Raw genomic sequence first — 19,814 nt, 5'->3', positions numbered from 1 at the left:
GTGCTTACCATCTACAACACGCTCACCAAGAGCAAAGAAGTCTTCAAGCCGCTTGATGGCAACAATGTGCGCATGTACGTCTGCGGGATGACCGTGTACGACTACTGCCACATTGGCCACGGCCGCAGCATGGTCGCGTTCGACCTGGTGACCCGCTGGTTGCGGTTCAGCGGTTACAACCTGACCTACGTGCGCAACATCACCGACATCGAAGACAAGATCATCAATCGTGCCCGCGAAAACGGCGAGCCGTACGACGCGCTGACCGAGCGCATGATCACCGCGATGCACGAAGATGAAGCGCGCCTGAACATCAAGAAACCGGACATGGAGCCGCGTGCCACCGATCACATTCCGGGCATGCTGAGCATGATCCAGACGCTGATCGACAAGGGTTACGCCTACGCCCCGGGCAATGGCGACGTGTACTACCGCGTCGCCAAGTTCATGGGCTACGGCAAGCTGTCGCGCAAGAAGATCGAAGACCTGCGCATCGGTGCGCGGATCGAAGTCGACGAAGCCAAGCAGGACCCGCTCGACTTCGTGCTGTGGAAAGCCACCAAGCCGGGCGAACCAAGCTGGGAATCGCCATGGGGCGCCGGGCGTCCGGGCTGGCACATCGAGTGCTCGGTGATGTCCACCTGCTGCCTCGGCGAGACGTTCGACATTCATGGCGGCGGCAGCGACCTCGAGTTCCCGCACCATGAAAACGAAATCGCCCAGAGCGAAGCGGCCACTGGCAAGACCTACGCCAACGCGTGGATGCATTGCGGCATGATTCGCATCAATGGCGAGAAGATGTCCAAGTCCTTGAACAACTTCTTCACCATTCGCGACGTGCTGGAAAAGTACCACCCAGAGGTCGTGCGTTACCTGCTGGTGTCGAGCCACTACCGCAGCGCGATCAACTATTCGGAAGACAACCTCAAGGACGCCAAAGGCGCACTCGAGCGTTTCTACCACGCGTTGAAAGGCCTGCCGAGCGTTGCACCGGCTGGCGGCGAAGCCTTTGTCGAACGCTTCACCCAGGTGATGAATGACGACTTCGGCACGCCGGAAGCCTGCGCGGTGCTGTTCGAGATGGTGCGCGAGATCAATCGTCTGCGTGAGAGCGATCTCAACGCGGCGGCGGGCCTGGCAGCGCGCCTGAAAGAACTGGCGAGCGTGCTGGGCGTGTTGCAGCTGGAGGCTGATGACTTCTTGCAGGCTGGCGCTGAAGGGCGTGTGGATGCAGCTGAAGTTGATGCATTGATTGCTGCGCGTCTGGCGGCTCGTGCTGGTAAAGACTGGGCCGAATCCGACCGCATCCGCGACCAACTCACCGCCATGGGCGTGGTGCTGGAAGACGGGAAGGGCGGTACGACCTGGCGTTTGGCTGACTGATGATCGTTCCCACGCTCTGCGTGGGAACGATCAAACAAAACCCGCCTTGTGCGGGTTTTTGTTTTTTAGGCGGGTTCCAGTGCAGCGATGCCTCGGTTGACTGCGCAGCAGTCAGCTTTCCGACTGGCGCAATCGCTTGTAAAGGGTATTGCGGCTTACACCCAACCGTCGGGCCAAGTGCGAAATATTCCCCCCAGCCGCCCGCAACTGCCGATTCAAATCCTCGATATCATTCAAATCCACCGCCAGCGTTTCAGGCGAATCCACCGGCTCCATCTCCAGATCGACAAAAAAATCATCCGGCAAATGCTCCGGCCGCACCGGTTGTTCTTCGGCCATGGCCAGCGCCACCTGCATCACGCTGCTGACCTGACGAAGATTCCCCGGCCACGGATGACGGCCGAACAGCTCCAGCACCTCACGGCTCAACCCGGCCCATTGCGACGGCTCGCGGTGCTGCTCCCACAAGCGTTTGAACAACGCCTGCTTGTCGCTGCGTTCGCGCAGCGGCGGTAGTTCCAGGGTCAAGCCGCCAATCCGGTAATACAGGTCTTCACGGAATCGCCCCAATTGCACCTGCTCACGCAACGCACGGTTGGTCGCCGAAATAATCCGGATATCGACCGGGAACAGCTCGCTACTGCCCACCGGTTGCACGCAACGCTCCTGCAACACCCGCAACAACCGGGCCTGCGTCGGCAGTGGCATGTCGCCGATTTCATCGAGGAACAGGGTGCCTTTGTCGGCCTTGCGGATCAGCCCGATGCTGCCTTTCTGATTGGCGCCGGTGAAAGCGCCTTTCTCGTAGCCGAACAGCTCGGATTCCACCAGTTCGGCGGGGATCGCTGCACAGTTGACGGCAATGAACGGTTGCTTGCTGCGAGAACTGGCCTGATGCAGGGCTTTGACGAACACTTCCTTGCCGACCCCGGTTTCGCCGTGGATCAACAGCGGAATGTCCTTCTCCAGCAGGCGTTCAGCCTGACGCACGGCTTTTTCCACGCGGCTGTCGCCGAAGTGCAGGGTGTTGAGGCTGATCGTTTCGGGTGCCGCCACGACCACCGGTTCAGCGCTCTTGGGTTCAGAAAACAGTCGCGCTTGAATCGGCACTTGTTTCGGCCGCCGCAGCAGGCACTGGAAGCGGTTACGCCCCGAAGCTTGCAGGGCGAACGGCAGACCGTCGGGCTGGTTCAGTAATTCCAGCAGCGACACCTTGAACAGGCTTTCGACGCTGACCCGCGACAGGCTGATCCCCAGCAGATTGTCGGCCCGGCGATTGGCGGACAGCACCTGGCCCGTCTCATCGAAAATCAGCAACCCCGCCCATTGGCTATCCAGGTTGTTCAACCCGGTGTTGAACGTCAGTTGAAAGTGCTGGCCATGGAACAGGTTGAGAATCAGCCGGTTCTCCACGGTCTGACTCATCATCTTGACCATGCCGAGGGTGTGGGACGGCGGCAGGTAGCTGTCACTGGACACATCCAGCACTGCGATCACCTTGCGCTCGGCATCGAAAATCGGTGCGGCGGAACCGGTCATGAAGCGGTTGGCTTTCAGAAAGTGTTCATCGTGTTCAATGTGCACGGCCTGCTCACAGGCGAGGGCGGTGCCGATGGCGTTGGTGCCGCTGCAACGCTCCATCCAGCTGGCGCCCGCGCTGAAACCACGGGTCAGGCTCGGTTCGATGAAGCGCTGTGTACCCCACGACGTCAGCACCTGGCCTTGATTGTCGGCGAGCATGATCAGGCAATTGGAGTTGCTGAGGATGTTTTCGTAATACGGCAGGACTTCCTGATGCGTGGTCTGCACTAGCGAATGCTGGCTCTCCAGCAATTGGGCGATGCCTTCGGCCGGCAGTTGATCAAACGCGGGCGCGCTCTGATGGTCGAGACCGAAGGCGCGACAACGTTTCCAGGAGTCCTGAATGACGGCGTCGTGGGAGAGCGGCGAGGCGGGTGCGGCCATGGCAGTCGATCTCTGAACATTATTATTTTTGTTGTGAGTAAAGCCGTGCGTAATTCGCAATATTTCGCAGTAAAACGGTGTGTAGAGTGTTGTTCACTATTGTTCATTGTCAACCAGTGGATTGTTCAGTTGTTCAGCCTGAGTTGTTCATTTCTGTTCAGCAACGAAAGTGCTCACTCCCTTCGTTAGAGGATTTTCAAACCAGATCAACAGCTTGCAATTTCTGGCACGAAACTCGCTCTGTAGCTCCGGTCGCTTGACTCCAAATAATAAAAAGGCCGAGCCATGTCATTAACCCTGGAGCACGTCAGCCGCACCGTCGAGGGCCAGACCTGGATCGACGATGCCTGCCTCAGTTTTGAACCCGGATCCTTCAACGTTTTGCTCGGGCGCACACTGTCCGGCAAAACCAGCCTGATGCGCCTGATGGCCGGTCTGGACAAGCCTGACAGCGGGCGCATCCTCATGAACGGCGTCGACGTTACCCAGCGCCCGGTGCGGCTGCGCAACGTGTCGATGGTCTATCAGCAGTTCATCAATTACCCGACCATGACCGTCTTCGAGAACATTGCCTCGCCGTTACGCCAGGGCGGTGTGTCCAATGAGCTGATCCAGAGCAAAGTGCTGGAAACCGCAAAGATGCTGCGCATCGAGAAGTTTCTCCAGCGCCATCCTCTCGAACTCTCTGGTGGCCAGCAACAGCGCACGGCCATGGCCCGCGCCTTGGTCAAAGACGCCGAGCTGATTCTGTTCGACGAGCCGCTGGTCAACCTCGATTACAAGCTGCGCGAAGAACTGCGCCAGGAAATGCGTGAGCTGTTCAAGGCTCGCCATACCATCGCTATCTACGCCACCACCGAACCCAACGAAGCCCTGGCACTGGGCGGCACCACGACCATTCTTCACGAAGGTCGGGTGATTCAGAGCGGCAAGTCGTCCGAGGTCTATCATCAGCCGCAAAGCGTGCTTGCGGCCGAGCTGTTCTCCGAGCCGCCGATCAACCTGATGCCGGGGCGCATTGCCGGCAACGAGGTCAGTTTCGCCAATTTTGTGCACTTCCCGTTGAACGTGGATTTGCGGCCGGTGGGCGAGGGCGAGTTCCGCTTTGGCGTGCGGCCGAGCCACATATCGCTGGTGCCGAGCAACGACGATGACCTGGAGCTGGCCGTGACCGTCGAGGTCGCCGAGATCAGCGGCTCGGAAACCTTCCTGCACGTGCGCAACGAGCATTTCCTGCTGGTGCTGCATTTGCCCGGCGTTCACGAATACGACGTTGATGCGCCGATTCGCATTTATATCCCGACCCATAAACTGTTTGTGTTCGATGCGCAGGGACGTCTCGTCCAGGCGCCCGGCCGCCGTATCGCGAGGGTTGCCTGATGGCTGAAATCCGTTTGCAGAACCTCGCCCACAGTTACACCAAAACCCCGGCTGGCCCTGAGGATTACGCGATTCGCGAGATGGATCACATCTGGGAGCAGGGCGGTGCCTACGCGCTGCTCGGACCCTCGGGGTGCGGCAAGTCGACGTTGCTCAACATCATTTCCGGATTGCTCAGCCCCTCGCAGGGGCATGTGTTGTTCGACGGCAAAGCGGTCAACGACCTCACGCCGGAGAAGCGCAACATCGCCCAGGTTTTCCAGTTTCCGGTGGTCTACGACACCATGACTGTGTTCGATAACCTGGCCTTTCCGCTGCGCAATCAGGGCATGGCCGAGGCGAGAATTCACAGCAAGGTGCAAGAAATTGCCGAGGTCCTTGACCTGCAGGCGCTGCTGAGCAAAAAGGCCAGCAACCTCACCGCCGACGAAAAGCAGAAAGTCTCCATGGGCCGTGGGCTGGTACGCGATGACGTCTCGGCGATTTTGTTCGACGAGCCGCTGACCGTGATCGACCCGCATTTGAAGTGGAAACTGCGGCGCAAGCTCAAGCAGATTCACGAGCAGTTCAACATCACCATGGTCTACGTCACCCACGATCAGCTGGAAGCGTCGACCTTCGCCGACAAAATTGCAGTGATGTATGGCGGGCAGATCGTGCAATTCGGCACACCGCGTGAGTTGTTCGAACGGCCGAGCCACACCTTTGTCGGTTATTTCATCGGCAGCCCGGGAATGAACCTGATCGAAGTCACGCCGCAACCGGGTGGCGTGGGTTTCGCCTCGACGCACCTCCCGCTGTCCGAGGCGCAGCAACAACGCATCGCTGAATCCGAGTGGAAAACCTTGAAAGTCGGCATCCGCCCGGAGTTTGTGCATGTGTGGGAAGAACCCTTCGATGACGCGATGCAGGCACAGGTCGTACACATCGAAGACCTCGGCACCTACAAGATCCTCACCCTGAACCTCGACGGCGCACCGCTGAAAGTGCGCCTGGCCGAAGACAAACCGGTGCCGGAAGGCACGGCGTACATCAGTTTTCCGGCGCAGTGGTTGATGGTGTATGCCGATGAATACCTGCTGGAGACGCAGCCATGAACAAGGTGCAAAACAACAAGGCCTGGTGGCTGGTGTTGCCGGTGTTCCTGCTGGTGGCCTTCAGTGCGGTGATCCCGATGATGACGGTGGTCAACTATTCGGTGCAGGACATCTTCGACCAGTCCAGCCGCTACTTCGTTGGCGCCGACTGGTACAAGCAAGTGCTGCTCGATCCGCGCCTGCATGACTCGCTGTTGCGGCAGTTCATCTACTCCGCCTGCGTGCTGCTGATTGAAATTCCGCTTGGCATCGCCATCGCCCTGACCATGCCGACCAAGGGCCGCTGGTCGTCGCTGGTGCTGATCATCCTGGCCATTCCGTTGCTGATCCCATGGAACGTGGTCGGCACCATCTGGCAGATTTTCGGCCGGGCCGACATCGGCCTGCTGGGCTCGAGCCTGAATGCCATGGGCATCAACTACAACTATGCATCAAACACCATGGACGCCTGGGTCACGGTGCTGGTGATGGACGTATGGCACTGGACCTCGCTGGTGGCGTTGTTGTGTTTCTCCGGGCTGCGGGCGATTCCGGACGTGTATTACCAGGCGGCGCGGATTGATCGGGCGTCGGCCTGGGCGGTGTTCCGGCACATTCAGTTGCCCAAGCTTAAAAGCGTGCTGCTGATCGCGGTGATGCTGCGGTTCATGGACAGTTTCATGATCTACACCGAGCCGTTCGTGCTGACCGGTGGCGGCCCGGGGAATGCCACGACGTTCCTCAGTCAGACGTTGACCCAGATGGCCGTAGGGCAATTCGACCTGGGACCGGCAGCGGCGTTCTCGCTGGTGTACTTCCTGATCATCCTGTTGGTGTCCTGGCTGTTCTACACCGCCATGACTCACTCTGACGCCAACCGCTGAGGCCCATCATGAGCAAGAGAAAGCTGATTCCGCTGCTGATCTACATCCTGTTCCTGCTGGTGCCGATCTACTGGCTGCTGAACATGTCCTTCAAGAGCAACACCGAAATCCTCGGCGGCCTGACGCTGTTTCCTTCGGACTTCACCTTGCATAACTACAAGGTGATCTTCACCGATCCGAGTTGGTACACCGGTTACCTCAACTCGCTGTACTACGTGAGCCTGAACACGGTGATCTCGCTGAGCGTGGCGTTGCCGGCGGCCTATGCGTTCTCGCGCTATCGCTTCCTCGGTGACAAGCACCTGTTTTTCTGGCTGCTGACCAACCGGATGGCGCCACCGGCGGTGTTCCTGCTGCCGTTCTTCCAGCTGTATTCCTCGATCGGTCTGTTCGACACCCACATCGCCGTGGCCCTGGCTCATTGCCTGTTTAACGTGCCGTTGGCGGTGTGGATTCTTGAGGGCTTTATGTCCGGTGTTCCCAAGGAAATCGACGAAACCGCCTACATCGACGGCTACAGTTTTCCCAAGTTCTTCGTGAAGATTTTCGTTCCGCTGATCGGCTCTGGCATCGGCGTCACGGCGTTTTTCTGCTTCATGTTTTCCTGGGTCGAACTGCTGCTGGCGCGCACGTTGACATCGGTCAACGCCAAGCCGATTGCGGCGGTCATGACGCGGACGGTCTCGGCGTCCGGCATCGATTGGGGCGTGCTGGCAGCGGCGGGGGTGTTGACCATTCTGCCGGGCATGCTGGTGATCTGGTTTGTTCGCAACCACGTGGCCAAGGGCTTTGCCCTCGGCCGGGTATGAGGAGCTGATGATGGAATGGATGAGTTGGACGGTCCCCACCGCGGCGTTCTTCATTGTCATTGGCCTGATTCTGGTGGGCATGACGACTTGGGAATTGCGTTCGCCGAGCATTCTTCGACGGGGTTTGTTGCCGATTGCCACCACCCGTGGCGATCGGTTGTTTATCGGTCTTCTCGGCAGCGCCTACCTGCATTTGCTGGTAATCGGCGTCACCGACTGGAGCATCTGGGTAGCGTCCGCGTTGTCCTTGGTGTGGCTGTTGGCTGTGATGCGTTGGGGCTAGTCGAATCGCTCGGCAATGTTGCTCCGAAAATCAAACAGGAGGTCTCTATGTTCGACAAAAACAATAAGCTGCGACATAGCATTTCATTGGCAGCCATGCTGGCACTCAGTGGGTTGAGCGCAACGGCCTGGGCCGACGCCTATGAAGACGCTGCGAAGAAATGGATTGGCGCCGAGTTTAAACCGTCCACCCTGACGGCTGACCAGCAGCTCGCGGAATTGAAGTGGTTCATCAAGGCGGCCGAGCCGTTTCGCGGAATGGACATCAAAGTCGTCTCGGAAACCCTGACCACTCACGAATACGAGTCCAAGGTGTTGGCCAAGGCCTTTACCGAGATCACCGGGATCAAGGTGACCCACGACCTGCTGCAAGAAGGCGATGTGGTGGAAAAACTGCAGACCGTGATGCAGTCGGACAAGAGCATCTATGACGGCTGGGTCAACGACTCGGACCTGATCGGTACACACTTCCGCTACGGCAAGACCGAAGCGATCACCGACCTGATGGCCAACGAAGGCAAGAGCTTCACCTCGCCGACCCTGGACCTCAAGGACTTCATCGGCATTTCCTTCACCACGGCACCGGACGGCAAGCTCTATCAGCTGCCCGACCAGCAGTTCGCCAACCTGTACTGGTTCCGCGCCGACTGGTTCGAACGGCCGGAGCTGAAAGCCAAGTTCAAGGAAAAGTACGGCTACGAATTGGGCGTGCCGGTGAACTGGTCGGCCTATGAAGACATTGCCAAATTTTTCAGCGAAGACGTCAAGGAAATCGACGGCAAGCGGGTCTACGGGCACATGGACTACGGCAAGAAAGACCCGTCCCTGGGCTGGCGCTTCACCGATGCCTGGTTCTCCATGGCCGGTGGCGGCGACAAAGGCTTGCCGAACGGTTTGCCGGTGGACGAGTGGGGCATCCGCGTCGAGGATTGCCATCCGGTAGGTTCCAGCGTGACCCGTGGCGGCGACACCAACGGCCCGGCGGCGGTCTTTGCCACTACCAAGTACGTCGATTGGCTCAAGGCTTACGCGCCGCCGGAAGCGGCGGGCATGACCTTTTCCGAGTCGGGCCCGGTGCCGTCCCAAGGCAACATTGCCCAACAAATCTTCTGGTACACCGCGTTCACGGCTGACATGACCAAACCGGGCCTGCCGGTGGTCAATGCCGATGGCACGCCGAAATGGCGCATGGCGCCATCGCCGCGCGGTCCGTATTGGGAAGAGGGCATGAAGCTGGGGTATCAGGACGTCGGTTCGTGGACGTTTATGAAGTCCACGCCTGAGAAACAGAAACTGGCGGCGTGGCTGTATGCGCAGTTCGTGACCTCGAAAACCGTGTCGCTGAAGAAAACCATCGTCGGCCTGACGCCGATTCGCGAGTCGGACATCAACTCGCAAGCGATGACCGACCTGGCACCGAAACTTGGTGGTCTGGTCGAGTTCTACCGCAGCCCGGCCCGCGTGCAATGGACCCCGACCGGGACCAACGTGCCGGACTATCCGCGCCTGGCGCAACTGTGGTGGAGCCACATCGCCGAAGCTGCCAGCGGCGACAAAACTCCTCAACAGGCGCTGGATGGCCTGGCCAAGGATCAGGACGCAATCATGTCCCGCCTGGAACGCTCGAAAGCGCAAGCGGTATGCGCGCCAAAAATGAACCCCGAGCGCGATGCGCAGTACTGGTTCGATCAACCGGGCGCACCTAAGCCCAAGTTGGCGAACGAGAAGCCGAAGGGCGAAACCGTGAGCTACAACGAACTGCTGAAGTCGTGGGCGGATGCGCGTAAGTAAGGTTCTGTACTGAGCAAGGCGAACGGCACCGAAAGGTGCCGTTTTTGATTGTGCCTGATCCATTGCTATCGCGAGCAGGCACCCAATTTCTCCAGCTGAACCAGCCTCCGACAAAGGTCTTTTTTCAGCGGCACAGGCTTCGCGTCAAAGTGCGTCGCACGGCTTTCAGTATGGCCCCCTCAAATGCATCATGCCCGGCGTGGAGCAACTGGCACTGCAGGTTCAGGCGTTGACGAAGCCAGCGCAGGCTGGTCATGCCAAACGTATCCTTGATGCCTTGTATCACTTGGGTATTGGCATCGAGGGCCAATTTCTCGTGCCCACGGGTGAAGTAGTAACGATTGAGGTGGTAGTGCAACTCCAGACGGATCGAGCGCACGGCTTCTTCATCGACGAAGTCTTCAAGCGTGTCTTGACGCATCGTCTGCCCGTTTAATTGCAAAACGGCCTTTAACCAATGGGTTGCCGCCTGACGTTGCTGCGCTGCACAGCCGTTGCTCAGTATCTGGTAGATCTGCCGCGTACTAGAGCCATCCGTTTCCGGGCTTACACTCGCCAGACATTCGCTTAACTGTTGGTCGTAGGCACTGACGTTTGCGCTAAAGGGTACAAACACCGAGACCAAGGTGGTTTTCAGCACTGTTTGGGGATAAAGCTGCTGGTACTGGATCGCCAGCCAGCTTCCCCAGGAAACTCCCAACAGGCTGATTTTTTCGAAACCCAAATGCTGGCGTAGCGCATCAATGTCTTCTACGCACAGTCCGGTGTTGTTGTGCTTGAGTTCGCCGTGGGGATGAGAGCGTCCGCAGCCGCGCTGGTCGAACAGGACGATGTCGAAACGGTTGACGTCGAAGAACACCAGATGATGACGAGTGCAACGCCCACCCGGTCCGCCGTGCAGGAAAAATATCGGCTCGGTGCCAGGGGTGCCGTGCCGCTCCCAATAGAGCAAATGCCCGCCGCAGGTCGGGAAGTAGCCGTTCTTGAATAAAGGTGTCATTGCATGGGGACCCTCAGCCGGTAGAACTGGAACAGTTCTACTTGCCCGGGTCGAGCCGCCAAACTGGAAATCAGCTCAAGTTCCAGCATCTGGGCCATGTACGGCACCTCGAGCAGCACCGGGGTATGACCGAAAACGAGAATAGTGCCTCCCGGATTCACACAGGCCGTCATCTCGTGAAAAATTTGCCGGGCATCGACCCGAGTCATCACTTCGGCATTGAGAAAACGCAGAATCAGCACATCGCATTTGAGGCCGGACGACGCAACGTTTCGGGCATCGCCCATAAGGAACTCCGCCGTGCTGTTGGCATGACGGCTTTTGGCGTGTTCGATCATCGAGGCTGAAAGGTCGGAACCCAGGCAATGGCGGTCGGGAAGCGCACGGGCCAGGTGCGTTATGAACTCGCCAGTCGAACAGGCCGGATCAAGAATCACGGTGCCGGGGTGCGACAGGGTTTTAAGCAGGGCTGCGCAATACTGGCGCAGGTGGATTTCGTCGGCATCCAGTTGTGTGGCGAGCAAGTCGTCACACTGCCAGTAATCGGTCGGGCAGACGAACTCCAGCCCCTTGTCATCGATTGCAGGAAACGGGAAACGGACTTCACTGTCGGGTCGCGCCTGTGCGAGGTTGAAAGCCGCTTCCTTTTGCTCCAGGGACGCACTCTGAAAGTAGAGGGCGACGCCTTCATCGCCCCACTGCATATCGGCCAGCGGTCCAAGCAACATCCAGGGTTTGAGCAGGCTGTTGATGTACCAACCGCCGGTTTCAGTCTGTTGCAGCACTTTGCGACCAGCCCAACTGCAGCCGTTCACCCGCAAAACGAAGAGGTGATGGCGCCCGGGGCCGTTGGGTTCGATGTAGCAATTGAGTCCCGCTGTCGCGCAGGGAGGCTGGAGGAAGGTTTGAGCCAGTTGCACTTCTCGCCGAGGATTCATGCACTCACTCCCTCTGCACTTTCCAGGCGACGCCCCCGCGCTTGCGGAACCACCACATTGCCGCTGGAAACAACAAAAAAGCGTTCCAACCCTGGTATCACGACGTTGACCAGTGTTGTTCCCAGTCTGGTTTGATGCAGCTGTGAAATGCCCAGTGTCCGCCCATGTCGCTGCAGGTCTTTGGCCAGCAGATGGATCTGTTCGGACAATGGTTTTTCCTCCTGTGCGGCGGGCAAGGTCACGTACTGTTGTTCGCTCAGGTTCAACAAAGGATCGAGGTCGAATCGCAAGCAGCGCAACAGCCGGGGAAAATGCTTGAGATGACGTTCCGCGTTACCCAGGCAATGGTTCAGTTCATGCTCGCCGGCCCCGTGATGCAACTGAACGAGCTCTGTCAGCGCGCGCCATGCGCCATGTCGGGCCATGAGTGAGCACCCTGTTCCGAACACTCTGGGCGTTGCACAAGGCCCGATGGAAAAAGCGAGAAAGGTACGCGGCAGAAATTCATTGCTGATATCGACAAGGACAATCTCGGCGCCGATTTCTGACTCGGCGTCTGACCACAGTCGGCCCAGGACATCATCATCGGTTAATCGGGCGACGCGGCGTAAAGGTGGGTGATTTTCGTAGTAAAAATATTCCAGTAGAAACAATGACACTGCGTCGCGTTCGATACATTCATTGGCGGCGTGCAGCACGGCCTCGTTGTAACTCGCCCCGATAGCGGTTCCGCTGTTACTGGCATAACGTCGCAGGGAACGGTAGTTAGTGGTGTCGGGTGCAAAGATATTGTTTGAATAGTCTGGTGTGCACAGGGCTATCGGATAGTAAAACGAAGATTGGTTTAGTGGGTTGATATACGTTCGGCAGGCAGTACAGGCATTTTGTTTTGCGATAAGTGTAAGTGCCGTGTCGTCGTTAAAAAGTGGGTCGGTGGAAAAACAGGTCGGCGCGATGTAGTGGGCGATGGAAGTATCACAATGATCGCTCAGGTAGTGTTCCAGCGTTTCGTAGAGAGCACCGACTCGGGCCTGGTTTGCGTAGCCTTTGCCGGCGCCTCTGGCCCTGCGTCGAGGATTGTAGGTGCTGACAGAGGCGTGGGTCGCAACGATTTTGCTGCCAATAGTGCGGATGTCGAGATGAAGTCCAAAGCCCTCCAGTTCGGCAAAAATTCGCTGCTCGGCCTGGGCCAGTGTCAGTTCCCGTTCAGCAACCATGAACTTTTCCATTATTCGCTCCTTCGAGAAACCGGGGGCATTGCCCCCGGTTTTTTTATTCGGCGTCCAGTTCGGCCTGTTCTTCCTCGGTCAATTGAAGTGCTTCGATTTGATCGGCAGTCGGGGCTTCCTGCTGTTCAAGATCGATGACTTTGTTAGCGTTCCAGCTGGAGATATAACCCATGATTGAATCCTCTTGTTGTTAGTGGATGTGCTTTGTCGAGCACGGATCAAATGTATTCGTCATGGGTTCAGGCCGTCAAAAATGTCAGGAAGTGTCAAAGGCGGGTTTAAGTAACGCGGAAATACGTACACAATAATTGATGTATTGACTGTGTATTGCGTGACGCCGTGGTGAGTTTCGCCAAGAGCGACATTATGAAACGAATAGTTGGTTGAAATATTTCGTTGTCGCTTGTGGGAAATTTCAGCCAGATAACAGGGAAGAATCTCGATAACTGTTTTTTGTGTTCGCTTTAGTCTTTAGTTTGACGAATGCTCCTACAGCATTTGCGTGGAAAGGAGTAACGGAGCGTCTCGTGGTTTGGGTTATCGGCCTCCGTCAAACAAAAAACGACTCGCGAAGGTGCCGATAGGCCTCGATGGTTCAGGACAGGGCTGCGAGCTGTTCGATCGTCTGCGGAAAACGTTCAACCAATCGGATGAGTGTTGTTGCCTGGGCATTGGGCGTTGCGCGTCCCTGTTCCCAGTTCTCGAGGGTCCGGGTGTTAGTCCGCAGGTACATGGCGAACACCCCCGGTGCCCTCGATGAGATCGCCCGCTTCCGGATTTTTCAACAACTTCAGCTGGAAGCTACGAAACAGATCGTCATCCAAAAACACCTGTAGGACAAGTCGACCAGTGCGGTTAGAGCATTCGATAAAAGGGAGGGGATACTTGGCAGTAAGACTGACGCGGGGGGCAGCAGGCTTCGTCTACACCGTTAAATCTGTGGGAGCAGGTCTTATAATTCCGAGCACCACAGTTCGTATTTCTATTCTGAATGTTTAAGTGTTTAGTGGAATTAGCTGAACCTTCCCACAGTGTTTTCAGGTTGTCCGTCGGACGTCCGTTCTCTAGCCTGTGAGCGTCGCTGCCAATTCAGCGATCGGGTTTGGAACCCCGAAACCCCGAAAGCGCAAAAGTGGCTTTCATGACGCATGCTTGCGCACCTTGATGGTATGCACTCCGTTATGGCGGCTGTACGCGGGAGACTTCGAGTCTGTCGGGTTTTTCGGTGGCCCGGGTTCCAACCTGCGTACAGCCGCCACCCCTTCGATTGGAACCGAATGGGCCAGCTCCACAGCCACACACCGGAATTACTTATTAAAAAACCAACACCCAACCCTCCCAAAGCAGACTCCGTTGCGGACGCCGACTCAACATCCCCTTACGCCTCCGTCGACACCCGAAAACTCCATGAAGCCGCCGAACGCGCGCTCGACGACTACCTCAACCCCACCTCCAAAATCATGGCCACGCCATACACCCCCAACGAAATGTCCTTCGTAAACCCCAAAGCCGACACCGAATCGTTGCTCGCCAATGCCTGTGAATCCCTGGCATCGGCCACGATCATGCTCGGCGACTTAGCTGCGCTGCTGGAAGGCACGCATCGCAGAACACTGCTGGGGATTTCGCAGGTAGTGATGTTGGGCGAACTGGCGGTGAACAAGGCGTTGGATAACGTCGATCCCGCTGGCTGATCAGCGAGACTGAGCAGACACAAAAAAACGCGGCGCCAGAAGGGCCGCGTTTTTATTGAATGGCTGATAGTCGGTTTCGCTGCCGTCAGGCAAATATTCCAAAGAAGGTTCCGCCGAGATGGATCACGCAATAACCTAAAAAAGAATAGCCAAACATTCGAGCTGGAATGATGATCCAGCGTCGCACGGGTAATGGGAAGCGAGCAATCTCGTTCATTGCATCAGGATCACTTCCCGACAAAAAATCATGGTCCAGTAAAAGAATGATCGAGATGTGGGACAAGCGGGAAAAACGGCCATAAGCGCTGTTTCCCAACACCCGCCGATTGCGAGCGACGAAGTACGACTCTGTCAGGAAGGATTCAATCTCAGCCAGTTTGAAAAAACTGACGTATGTCCGTACAAACAGCGCAATCAATGCAATGACGACACAGGCGATCAATGCGGCGATACAGAGCAATTTCAGGTCGCTTGCCGGTTCGGAAACTGTCTTGAATATCCGCTCGAGCCCGAACAAAAGCAAAAGTAGACAGGCTCCAGTCAGTGCGATCCGCATGAGGTATCGCGGAAACTTCACCCATTTTTTGAGGTGCTCCGGAAAGATCTCAGCCTCCATGACCGCGTACCGATCCAGCATTTGAAAATAGGTGATTCAACCTGTTAGTGCGCCTATCTGCCGGACCCTTTTCATTCGTCCCAACGGACTGTTTCCCAAAGTTTTCCGATTAATGCCCACAAGATCAGACGCAATGAAGTGGCCTTCCATTTGATCAAGCCGGAGATAGGCGGCAAACAACACGATTGCCTCGCTGAGGAAAATAAGTAGCAGTACAGCCCCAGATGAGAGCAGGTAAATGAGGTCAAGATGCTGGGCGATCACGGGCGATCCTTACTGTTGATCCCAACGATCCCAGGGCCATCAGCGGCAAAGACGTAGTCCAACATAAAAAGTGGATTGGCGGGGAAGTCGTTAATTCGGTCGAAGGGCATTATTTACTCGCCTCGTACAGTTTTTCACCGATGAATTCTCCTGCTTGGCTACCGCCGTCTCCCATTTATGCGGCGAGCAGGCCGCTTACATATTTTGAAGCCCGCGCCACACCCTCGATATTTGTTGCGTAGCCAGGCAATTGATTCGGTGCTCCAGCCTTGTTCCAGTTGTGCACGATCCTTCGCGTGGACAAGCCTAGTGCTCGTTTCAGTTTGGGATGATCTGATAGTCCCGTAGCTTTACGAACCAAAGGTTCTAAACCAGCATCCAGTTTTTTCATAAGTCTTTTACGTTTCGCAAAAAAGTCCGGGGAATTCAGGTGGCCATATTGGCGGTGCTGTTCCACGTGTAATCGCTCAAGTTCTATCAGTGTTTTTAAGCGTGTCCATATGCTGACCTACCATGAAGGATGCAACACCCAACGCTCCGGAAGAAACTCCCAAAAACGGCTCAATCACCTCATGGTGCTCAACCATGAATGATGCCTCTTCATCCGTCAGATCTTTCAGCGCTTCATTCACCTTTTCCGCAGCCGCCATCATCTGCGCCTCTTCGCGTCGGCACATATAGTTGCGCGAGTCGCTAAAGATGACCATTTGCCCCGGTTTTACCTGTTCACCGAGATGGCGATTGAGCGACCGGAACTCTCTGCGCAGTACATCGCTGGGTGTGACTTCGTACAGCGAGCGCTCCAACGCTTCGAGAGTCATAGGTTTCTGAACGATGTGAAAACCGGATTCCACCGGATGAGGCAGGGTGTAGGCGTGTTCTTCTATCAGATGCTGGGCCGGTGGGGGCTCGGGTTTGGGTTTGAAGGCGTTCCAGGACGCTCCGCCGTTGTCTGTAACGACTCGTGGTTTCACCACTACCCAGTCGCCGTTCCTGACAGCCTCGATCAGTTTTCGCTGGTTGGCTCCTTGCATGTAGGTGGATCGATTGAGGCCCATTGCGTTTAGCAAGTCGTCGAAGCCAGGTAGTTCATCCGGGCGGTTCAGCGCCTGTCGAAAGTCTTCCATCGCGTGGTAAGCGTCGAGTAGTTGGTTACGTTGGCCATGGAGTTCGCTTTTGGGGATGAGTCTAGTCACGTCCGTGTCCCGATTCGTAAAACGGTGGACTTTGGCCAGCAGCCTCAAGTTTGAATGCCGGGTGATTCCGTTTTAGGTGTAGGGGAAGTCCGATTTATCCGCGTACCTCAGGTCAGGCATTAAAGGGCACCCCGTAGGACTCCAAAAGATTTAGCTTTCCCATAGGAGCGGACAATCCCGCCTGAGCTTTCTGGAATTGCACAAGGAGGGCAGGGCAGCCGCAACACATCCCGCAAACGCAAAAACGGCACCCGAAGGTGCCGTTTCTGTTATCTACCGAGTGTCGCTTAAGCGATCAACCCGCCAAGCCGGCCTGCTGAACCAGAACCAGCAGCGGTTGTGGGTAAACGCCGAGGAAGAACGCGACCAGCGCGATCGCCAGCAGCATCACGCCGCCTGCCTTTTGCTCCCAGTGCAGTTGCGCATCGTGGCGACGCAGGTTCGGTTCGATCAGGTACAAGGTGACCATCACGCGCAGGTAGTAGAACACGCCGATGGCGCTACCCAGTACCAGCGAACCGACCAGCCACCATTGATGTGATTCGACACCGGTGGCGATGATGTAGAACTTGCCGATGAAGCCTGCGGTCAGCGGGATACCGGCCAGGGACAGCATCATCACGGTCAGTACGGCGGTCAGGTACGGACGGCGCCAGAACAGGCCGCGGTATTCGTACAGGGCATCGGCGTCACGGCCGTTGTACGGCGAGGACATCAGGGTGATCACGCCGAAGGCGCCAAGGCTGGTGATCACGTAGGTGACCAGGTACACGCCGATGGCTTCAACGGCCAGACCTTTGCTCGCCACCAGGGCGATCAGCAGGTAACCGAAGTGAGCGATGGACGAGTAACCCAGCAGACGCTTGAGGTTGCTTTGAGTCAGTGCTAGCAGGTTACCGAACAGGATCGACGCGATGGCGATGATGGTCAGTACGTCGCTCAGCACACCGCTGCTCGCCGCCGGGGAGATCTGGAACAGACGCACCATCACCGCGAACACCGCGACTTTGGAAGCGGTGGCCAGGAACGCCGCCACCGGAGCCGGGGCCCCTTCGTAAACGTCCGGGGTCCAGAGGTGGAACGGTACCAGCGACAGCTTGAACGCCAGACCGATCAGCATCATGCCCAGGCCCAGTTGCGCCAGCGAGCTTGGCAGGCCAGTGGCCGCGAGGGCCTGGCCGATACCGACGAAGCTCAGGCTGCCCGAATCGGCGTACAGCAGTGCCATGCCGAACAACAGGAACGCAGACCCCGCGGCCGACAGCACCATGTACTTGATACCGGCTTCCAGTGAACGCTTGTTGAAGAAGGCATAAGCCACCAGACCGTAGACCGGCACCGACAACAGTTCCAGACCGATGAACAACCCGGCCAGGTGCTGCGCGCTGACCAGAACCAGGCCGCCGGCGGCCGACATCAGGATCAGCAGGTACAGTTCTTCACGGTTGCCCGGGTAACCCGTGCCGCCATCGCCGAGATAGGCGTGGGCGAGGGTCACACACGCGAGGGTGGCGACCAGGATCAGCGCCATGTACAAGCAGGCGAAGCTATCGATTTGCAGCAGTGGGGTCACGGCCAAAGGCGCGACTTTCAGGGCTGGCAGGATCGACAGCAACGCCAGGTTCAGACCCGCCACGGAAATCAGGAAGGTCTGCGAGTGGTTGCGGCGCCAGGCAATCGCCAGCATCACCACGATGATCGTGGCGCTGGTGATCAACAACGGCGCTAGCGCGATAAAGTGTTGAGTCGTGAATTCCATAGCGCTCTTACCGGGCCGAAGCGAGTTGAGTGAAGGCGGAGCCGAGCCACTGCTGCACGCCATGCATCGTCGCGGCAGAGGTATCGAGGAACGGCTGCGGGTAGACGCCGATGTAAATCAGCAGCACCGCCAGACCGACCACCATGATCAGTTCGCGAGCATCCATGCCGTGCAGCACCGCGTCCGATTTGGACGGGCCGAAGTAGGCACGGTGGATCATGATCAGCGAGTAGACCGAACCGAACACCAGGCCCGACGTTGCGATCGCGGTGATCCACGGCGCAGCGGCGAAAGTGCCGATCAGAATCAGGAACTCACCGACGAAGTTACCGGTACCCGGCAAGCCCAGGGACGCCGCTGCGAAGAAAAGGCTGATGGCCGGCAGGTAAGCAATCTTCGACCACAGGCCACCCATTTGACGCATGTCACGGGTGTGGGTGCGTTCGTACAACTGACCACTCAGGATAAAGAGTGCGGCGGCCGAAACACCGTGCGCCAGCATCTGCATCACTGCACCCTGCAGCGCCAGTTGGCTGCCGGAGTAGATGCCGATCAACACGAAACCCATGTGGGAAACGGAGGAGTAGGCGATCAGACGCTTGATGTCGGTTTGGGCGAAGGCCAGGAACGCACCGTAGAAAATCCCGATCAGACCCAGGGTCATGGCAATCGGCGCGAACTCGGCCGAGGCGTTCGGGAACAGCGGCAGGGCGAAACGCAGCAGGCCGTAAGCCGCCGTCTTCAACAAGATACCGGCCAGGTCGACCGAACCCGCCGTTGGGGCCTGGGCGTGAGCGTCAGGCAACCACGAGTGGAACGGTACGACGGGCAGCTTCACCGCGAAGGCGATGAAGAAGCCGAGCATCAGGATGTACTCGGTGGTGAGCGACATCTTGGTTTTCAGCAGGTCGGCGTAGTTGAACGTGATCACGCCGGTGCTGTTGAAGTTGACCAGCACCAGGCCCAGGATCGCCACCAACATGATCAGGCCGGACGCCTGAGTGAAGATGAAGAACTTGGTCGCCGCGTAGATCCGGGTTTTCTTGCCGTCCGAAGAACTGTGACCCCAGAGCGCGATGAGGAAGTACATCGGCACCAGCATCATTTCCCAGAAGAAGAAGAACATGAACAGGTCGAGGGCGAGGAACACGCCGACGACACCACCCAGGATCCACATCAGGTTCAGGTGGAAGAAGCCAACGTGACGTTGGATTTCTTTCCACGAGCACAGTACCGAGAGAATACCCAGCAGACCGGTCAGCAGGATCATCAGCAGCGACAGGCCGTCGAGGGCCAGGTGCACGCTAATGCCGAAACGCTGGATCCAGATGTGCTTGAACTCAAGCGCCCAGGTCGGATCGGCGCCAGGCGCCGGAGCAAATGAATAATTACCGTGGGCCCACAGCCAGAGGCCGAGTGCGAGTTCCAGGGTCATGGTCAACAGCGCAATCCAGCGGGGGAGGGTGGCGCCGAAGCGCTCACCCATCCAGCACAGCAGGCCGCCGATGAAGGGGATCAGGATTAGCCAAGGCAGAATCATGACGGGCT

General features: G+C 57.5%; 19 protein-coding genes and 1 pseudogene. 8 read left to right on the top strand and 12 right to left on the bottom strand.

Features of this window, described 5'->3' with window-relative positions:
• Complete coding sequence (gene cysS / locus NL116_RS20105; protein WP_494373713.1) at positions 1-1,383, top strand: cysteine--tRNA ligase; 1,383 nt, start codon at positions 1-3, stop codon at positions 1,381-1,383.
• Positions 1,384-1,494: 111 nt separating this feature from the next.
• Here the strand turns inward: cysS and NL116_RS20100 are convergent, their stop codons facing one another.
• Complete coding sequence (locus tag NL116_RS20100) at positions 1,495-3,348, bottom strand: sigma-54-dependent Fis family transcriptional regulator (protein ID WP_494373712.1); 1,854 nt, start codon at positions 3,346-3,348, stop codon at positions 1,495-1,497.
• Positions 3,349-3,633: 285 nt separating this feature from the next.
• On the opposite strand from NL116_RS20100, the gene NL116_RS20095 reads away from it, so the two are divergent.
• The 6 genes from NL116_RS20095 to NL116_RS20070 are packed head-to-tail and all read left to right on the top strand — an operon-like array spanning position 3,634 to position 9,570.
• The gene (locus NL116_RS20095) at positions 3,634-4,728 is read left to right on the top strand and encodes an ABC transporter ATP-binding protein (RefSeq protein WP_027925087.1); all 1,095 of its coding nucleotides are present in this window, start codon (positions 3,634-3,636) and stop codon (positions 4,726-4,728) included.
• Entirely contained in the window at positions 4,728-5,825 is a 1,098-nt protein-coding gene (locus NL116_RS20090; protein WP_494373711.1) for an ABC transporter ATP-binding protein, read from the top strand. The genes NL116_RS20095 and NL116_RS20090 overlap by 1 nt, the downstream gene beginning before the upstream one ends.
• The gene (locus NL116_RS20085; protein WP_027925089.1) at positions 5,822-6,688 is read left to right on the top strand and encodes a carbohydrate ABC transporter permease; all 867 of its coding nucleotides are present in this window, start codon (positions 5,822-5,824) and stop codon (positions 6,686-6,688) included. The genes NL116_RS20090 and NL116_RS20085 overlap by 4 nt, the downstream gene beginning before the upstream one ends.
• 8 nt (positions 6,689-6,696) lie before the next feature.
• Positions 6,697-7,497 (top strand): carbohydrate ABC transporter permease, encoded by an 801-nt coding sequence (locus NL116_RS20080; protein WP_123432275.1) that lies wholly within the window; start codon positions 6,697-6,699, stop codon positions 7,495-7,497.
• A 10-nt stretch (positions 7,498-7,507) separates the two neighbouring features.
• Complete coding sequence (locus tag NL116_RS20075; RefSeq protein WP_027925091.1) at positions 7,508-7,780, top strand: DUF2160 domain-containing protein; 273 nt, start codon at positions 7,508-7,510, stop codon at positions 7,778-7,780.
• Between the two features lie 47 nt (positions 7,781-7,827).
• Positions 7,828-9,570 (top strand): ABC transporter substrate-binding protein, encoded by a 1,743-nt coding sequence (locus NL116_RS20070; protein WP_494373710.1) that lies wholly within the window; start codon positions 7,828-7,830, stop codon positions 9,568-9,570.
• A gap of 124 nt (positions 9,571-9,694) precedes the next feature.
• Here the strand turns inward: NL116_RS20070 and NL116_RS20065 are convergent, their stop codons facing one another.
• The 5 genes and pseudogenes from NL116_RS20065 to NL116_RS20045 all read right to left on the bottom strand — a co-directional run.
• A complete protein-coding gene (locus NL116_RS20065) occupies positions 9,695-10,570 on the bottom strand; it encodes an alpha/beta fold hydrolase (RefSeq protein WP_494373709.1) in 876 nt (291 codons plus the stop codon).
• Entirely contained in the window at positions 10,567-11,508 is a 942-nt protein-coding gene (locus tag NL116_RS20060) for a class I SAM-dependent methyltransferase (protein WP_494373708.1), read from the bottom strand. Before NL116_RS20060 ends, NL116_RS20065 begins: the two co-directional genes overlap by 4 nt.
• Entirely contained in the window at positions 11,505-12,737 is a 1,233-nt protein-coding gene (locus tag NL116_RS20055) for a YcaO-like family protein (RefSeq protein ID WP_494373707.1), read from the bottom strand. Before NL116_RS20055 ends, NL116_RS20060 begins: the two co-directional genes overlap by 4 nt.
• 43 nt (positions 12,738-12,780) lie before the next feature.
• On the bottom strand, positions 12,781-12,909 hold the full coding sequence (locus NL116_RS20050; RefSeq protein WP_494373706.1) for a hypothetical protein: 129 nt from the start codon (positions 12,907-12,909) through the stop codon (positions 12,781-12,783).
• Between the two features lie 423 nt (positions 12,910-13,332).
• Positions 13,333-13,494 (bottom strand): annotated as a pseudogene (locus NL116_RS20045) (helix-turn-helix domain-containing protein); the annotation flags it as partial.
• Positions 13,495-14,050: 556 nt separating this feature from the next.
• Here NL116_RS20045 and NL116_RS20040 point away from each other — a divergent pair.
• On the top strand, positions 14,051-14,431 hold the full coding sequence (locus tag NL116_RS20040) for a DUF6124 family protein (RefSeq protein ID WP_494378100.1): 381 nt from the start codon (positions 14,051-14,053) through the stop codon (positions 14,429-14,431).
• Positions 14,432-14,516: 85 nt separating this feature from the next.
• Here NL116_RS20040 and NL116_RS20035 read toward each other — a convergent pair whose 3' ends face one another.
• The 6 genes from NL116_RS20035 to nuoM form a co-directional block, all read right to left on the bottom strand.
• On the bottom strand, positions 14,517-15,047 hold the full coding sequence (locus tag NL116_RS20035; protein ID WP_494373705.1) for a hypothetical protein: 531 nt from the start codon (positions 15,045-15,047) through the stop codon (positions 14,517-14,519).
• 36 nt (positions 15,048-15,083) lie between these two features.
• Complete coding sequence (locus tag NL116_RS20030; protein WP_494373704.1) at positions 15,084-15,311, bottom strand: hypothetical protein; 228 nt, start codon at positions 15,309-15,311, stop codon at positions 15,084-15,086.
• A 175-nt stretch (positions 15,312-15,486) separates the two neighbouring features.
• Positions 15,487-15,768, bottom strand: a complete 282-nt coding sequence (locus tag NL116_RS20025) for a hypothetical protein (protein WP_494373703.1) — start codon at positions 15,766-15,768, stop codon at positions 15,487-15,489.
• A gap of 10 nt (positions 15,769-15,778) precedes the next feature.
• Positions 15,779-16,507 (bottom strand): hypothetical protein, encoded by a 729-nt coding sequence (locus NL116_RS20020; RefSeq protein WP_494373702.1) that lies wholly within the window; start codon positions 16,505-16,507, stop codon positions 15,779-15,781.
• Between the two features lie 295 nt (positions 16,508-16,802).
• On the bottom strand, positions 16,803-18,266 hold the full coding sequence (gene nuoN, locus NL116_RS20015; protein WP_494373701.1) for an NADH-quinone oxidoreductase subunit NuoN: 1,464 nt from the start codon (positions 18,264-18,266) through the stop codon (positions 16,803-16,805).
• A 7-nt stretch (positions 18,267-18,273) separates the two neighbouring features.
• A complete protein-coding gene (gene nuoM, locus NL116_RS20010) occupies positions 18,274-19,806 on the bottom strand; it encodes an NADH-quinone oxidoreductase subunit M (protein WP_494373700.1) in 1,533 nt (510 codons plus the stop codon).
• Positions 19,807-19,814 lie beyond the last annotated feature (8 nt).

This window comes from Pseudomonas sp. FBCC-B1667, from assembly GCF_059133255.1.
This window is presented reverse-complemented; position numbering and strand designations above follow the sequence as displayed.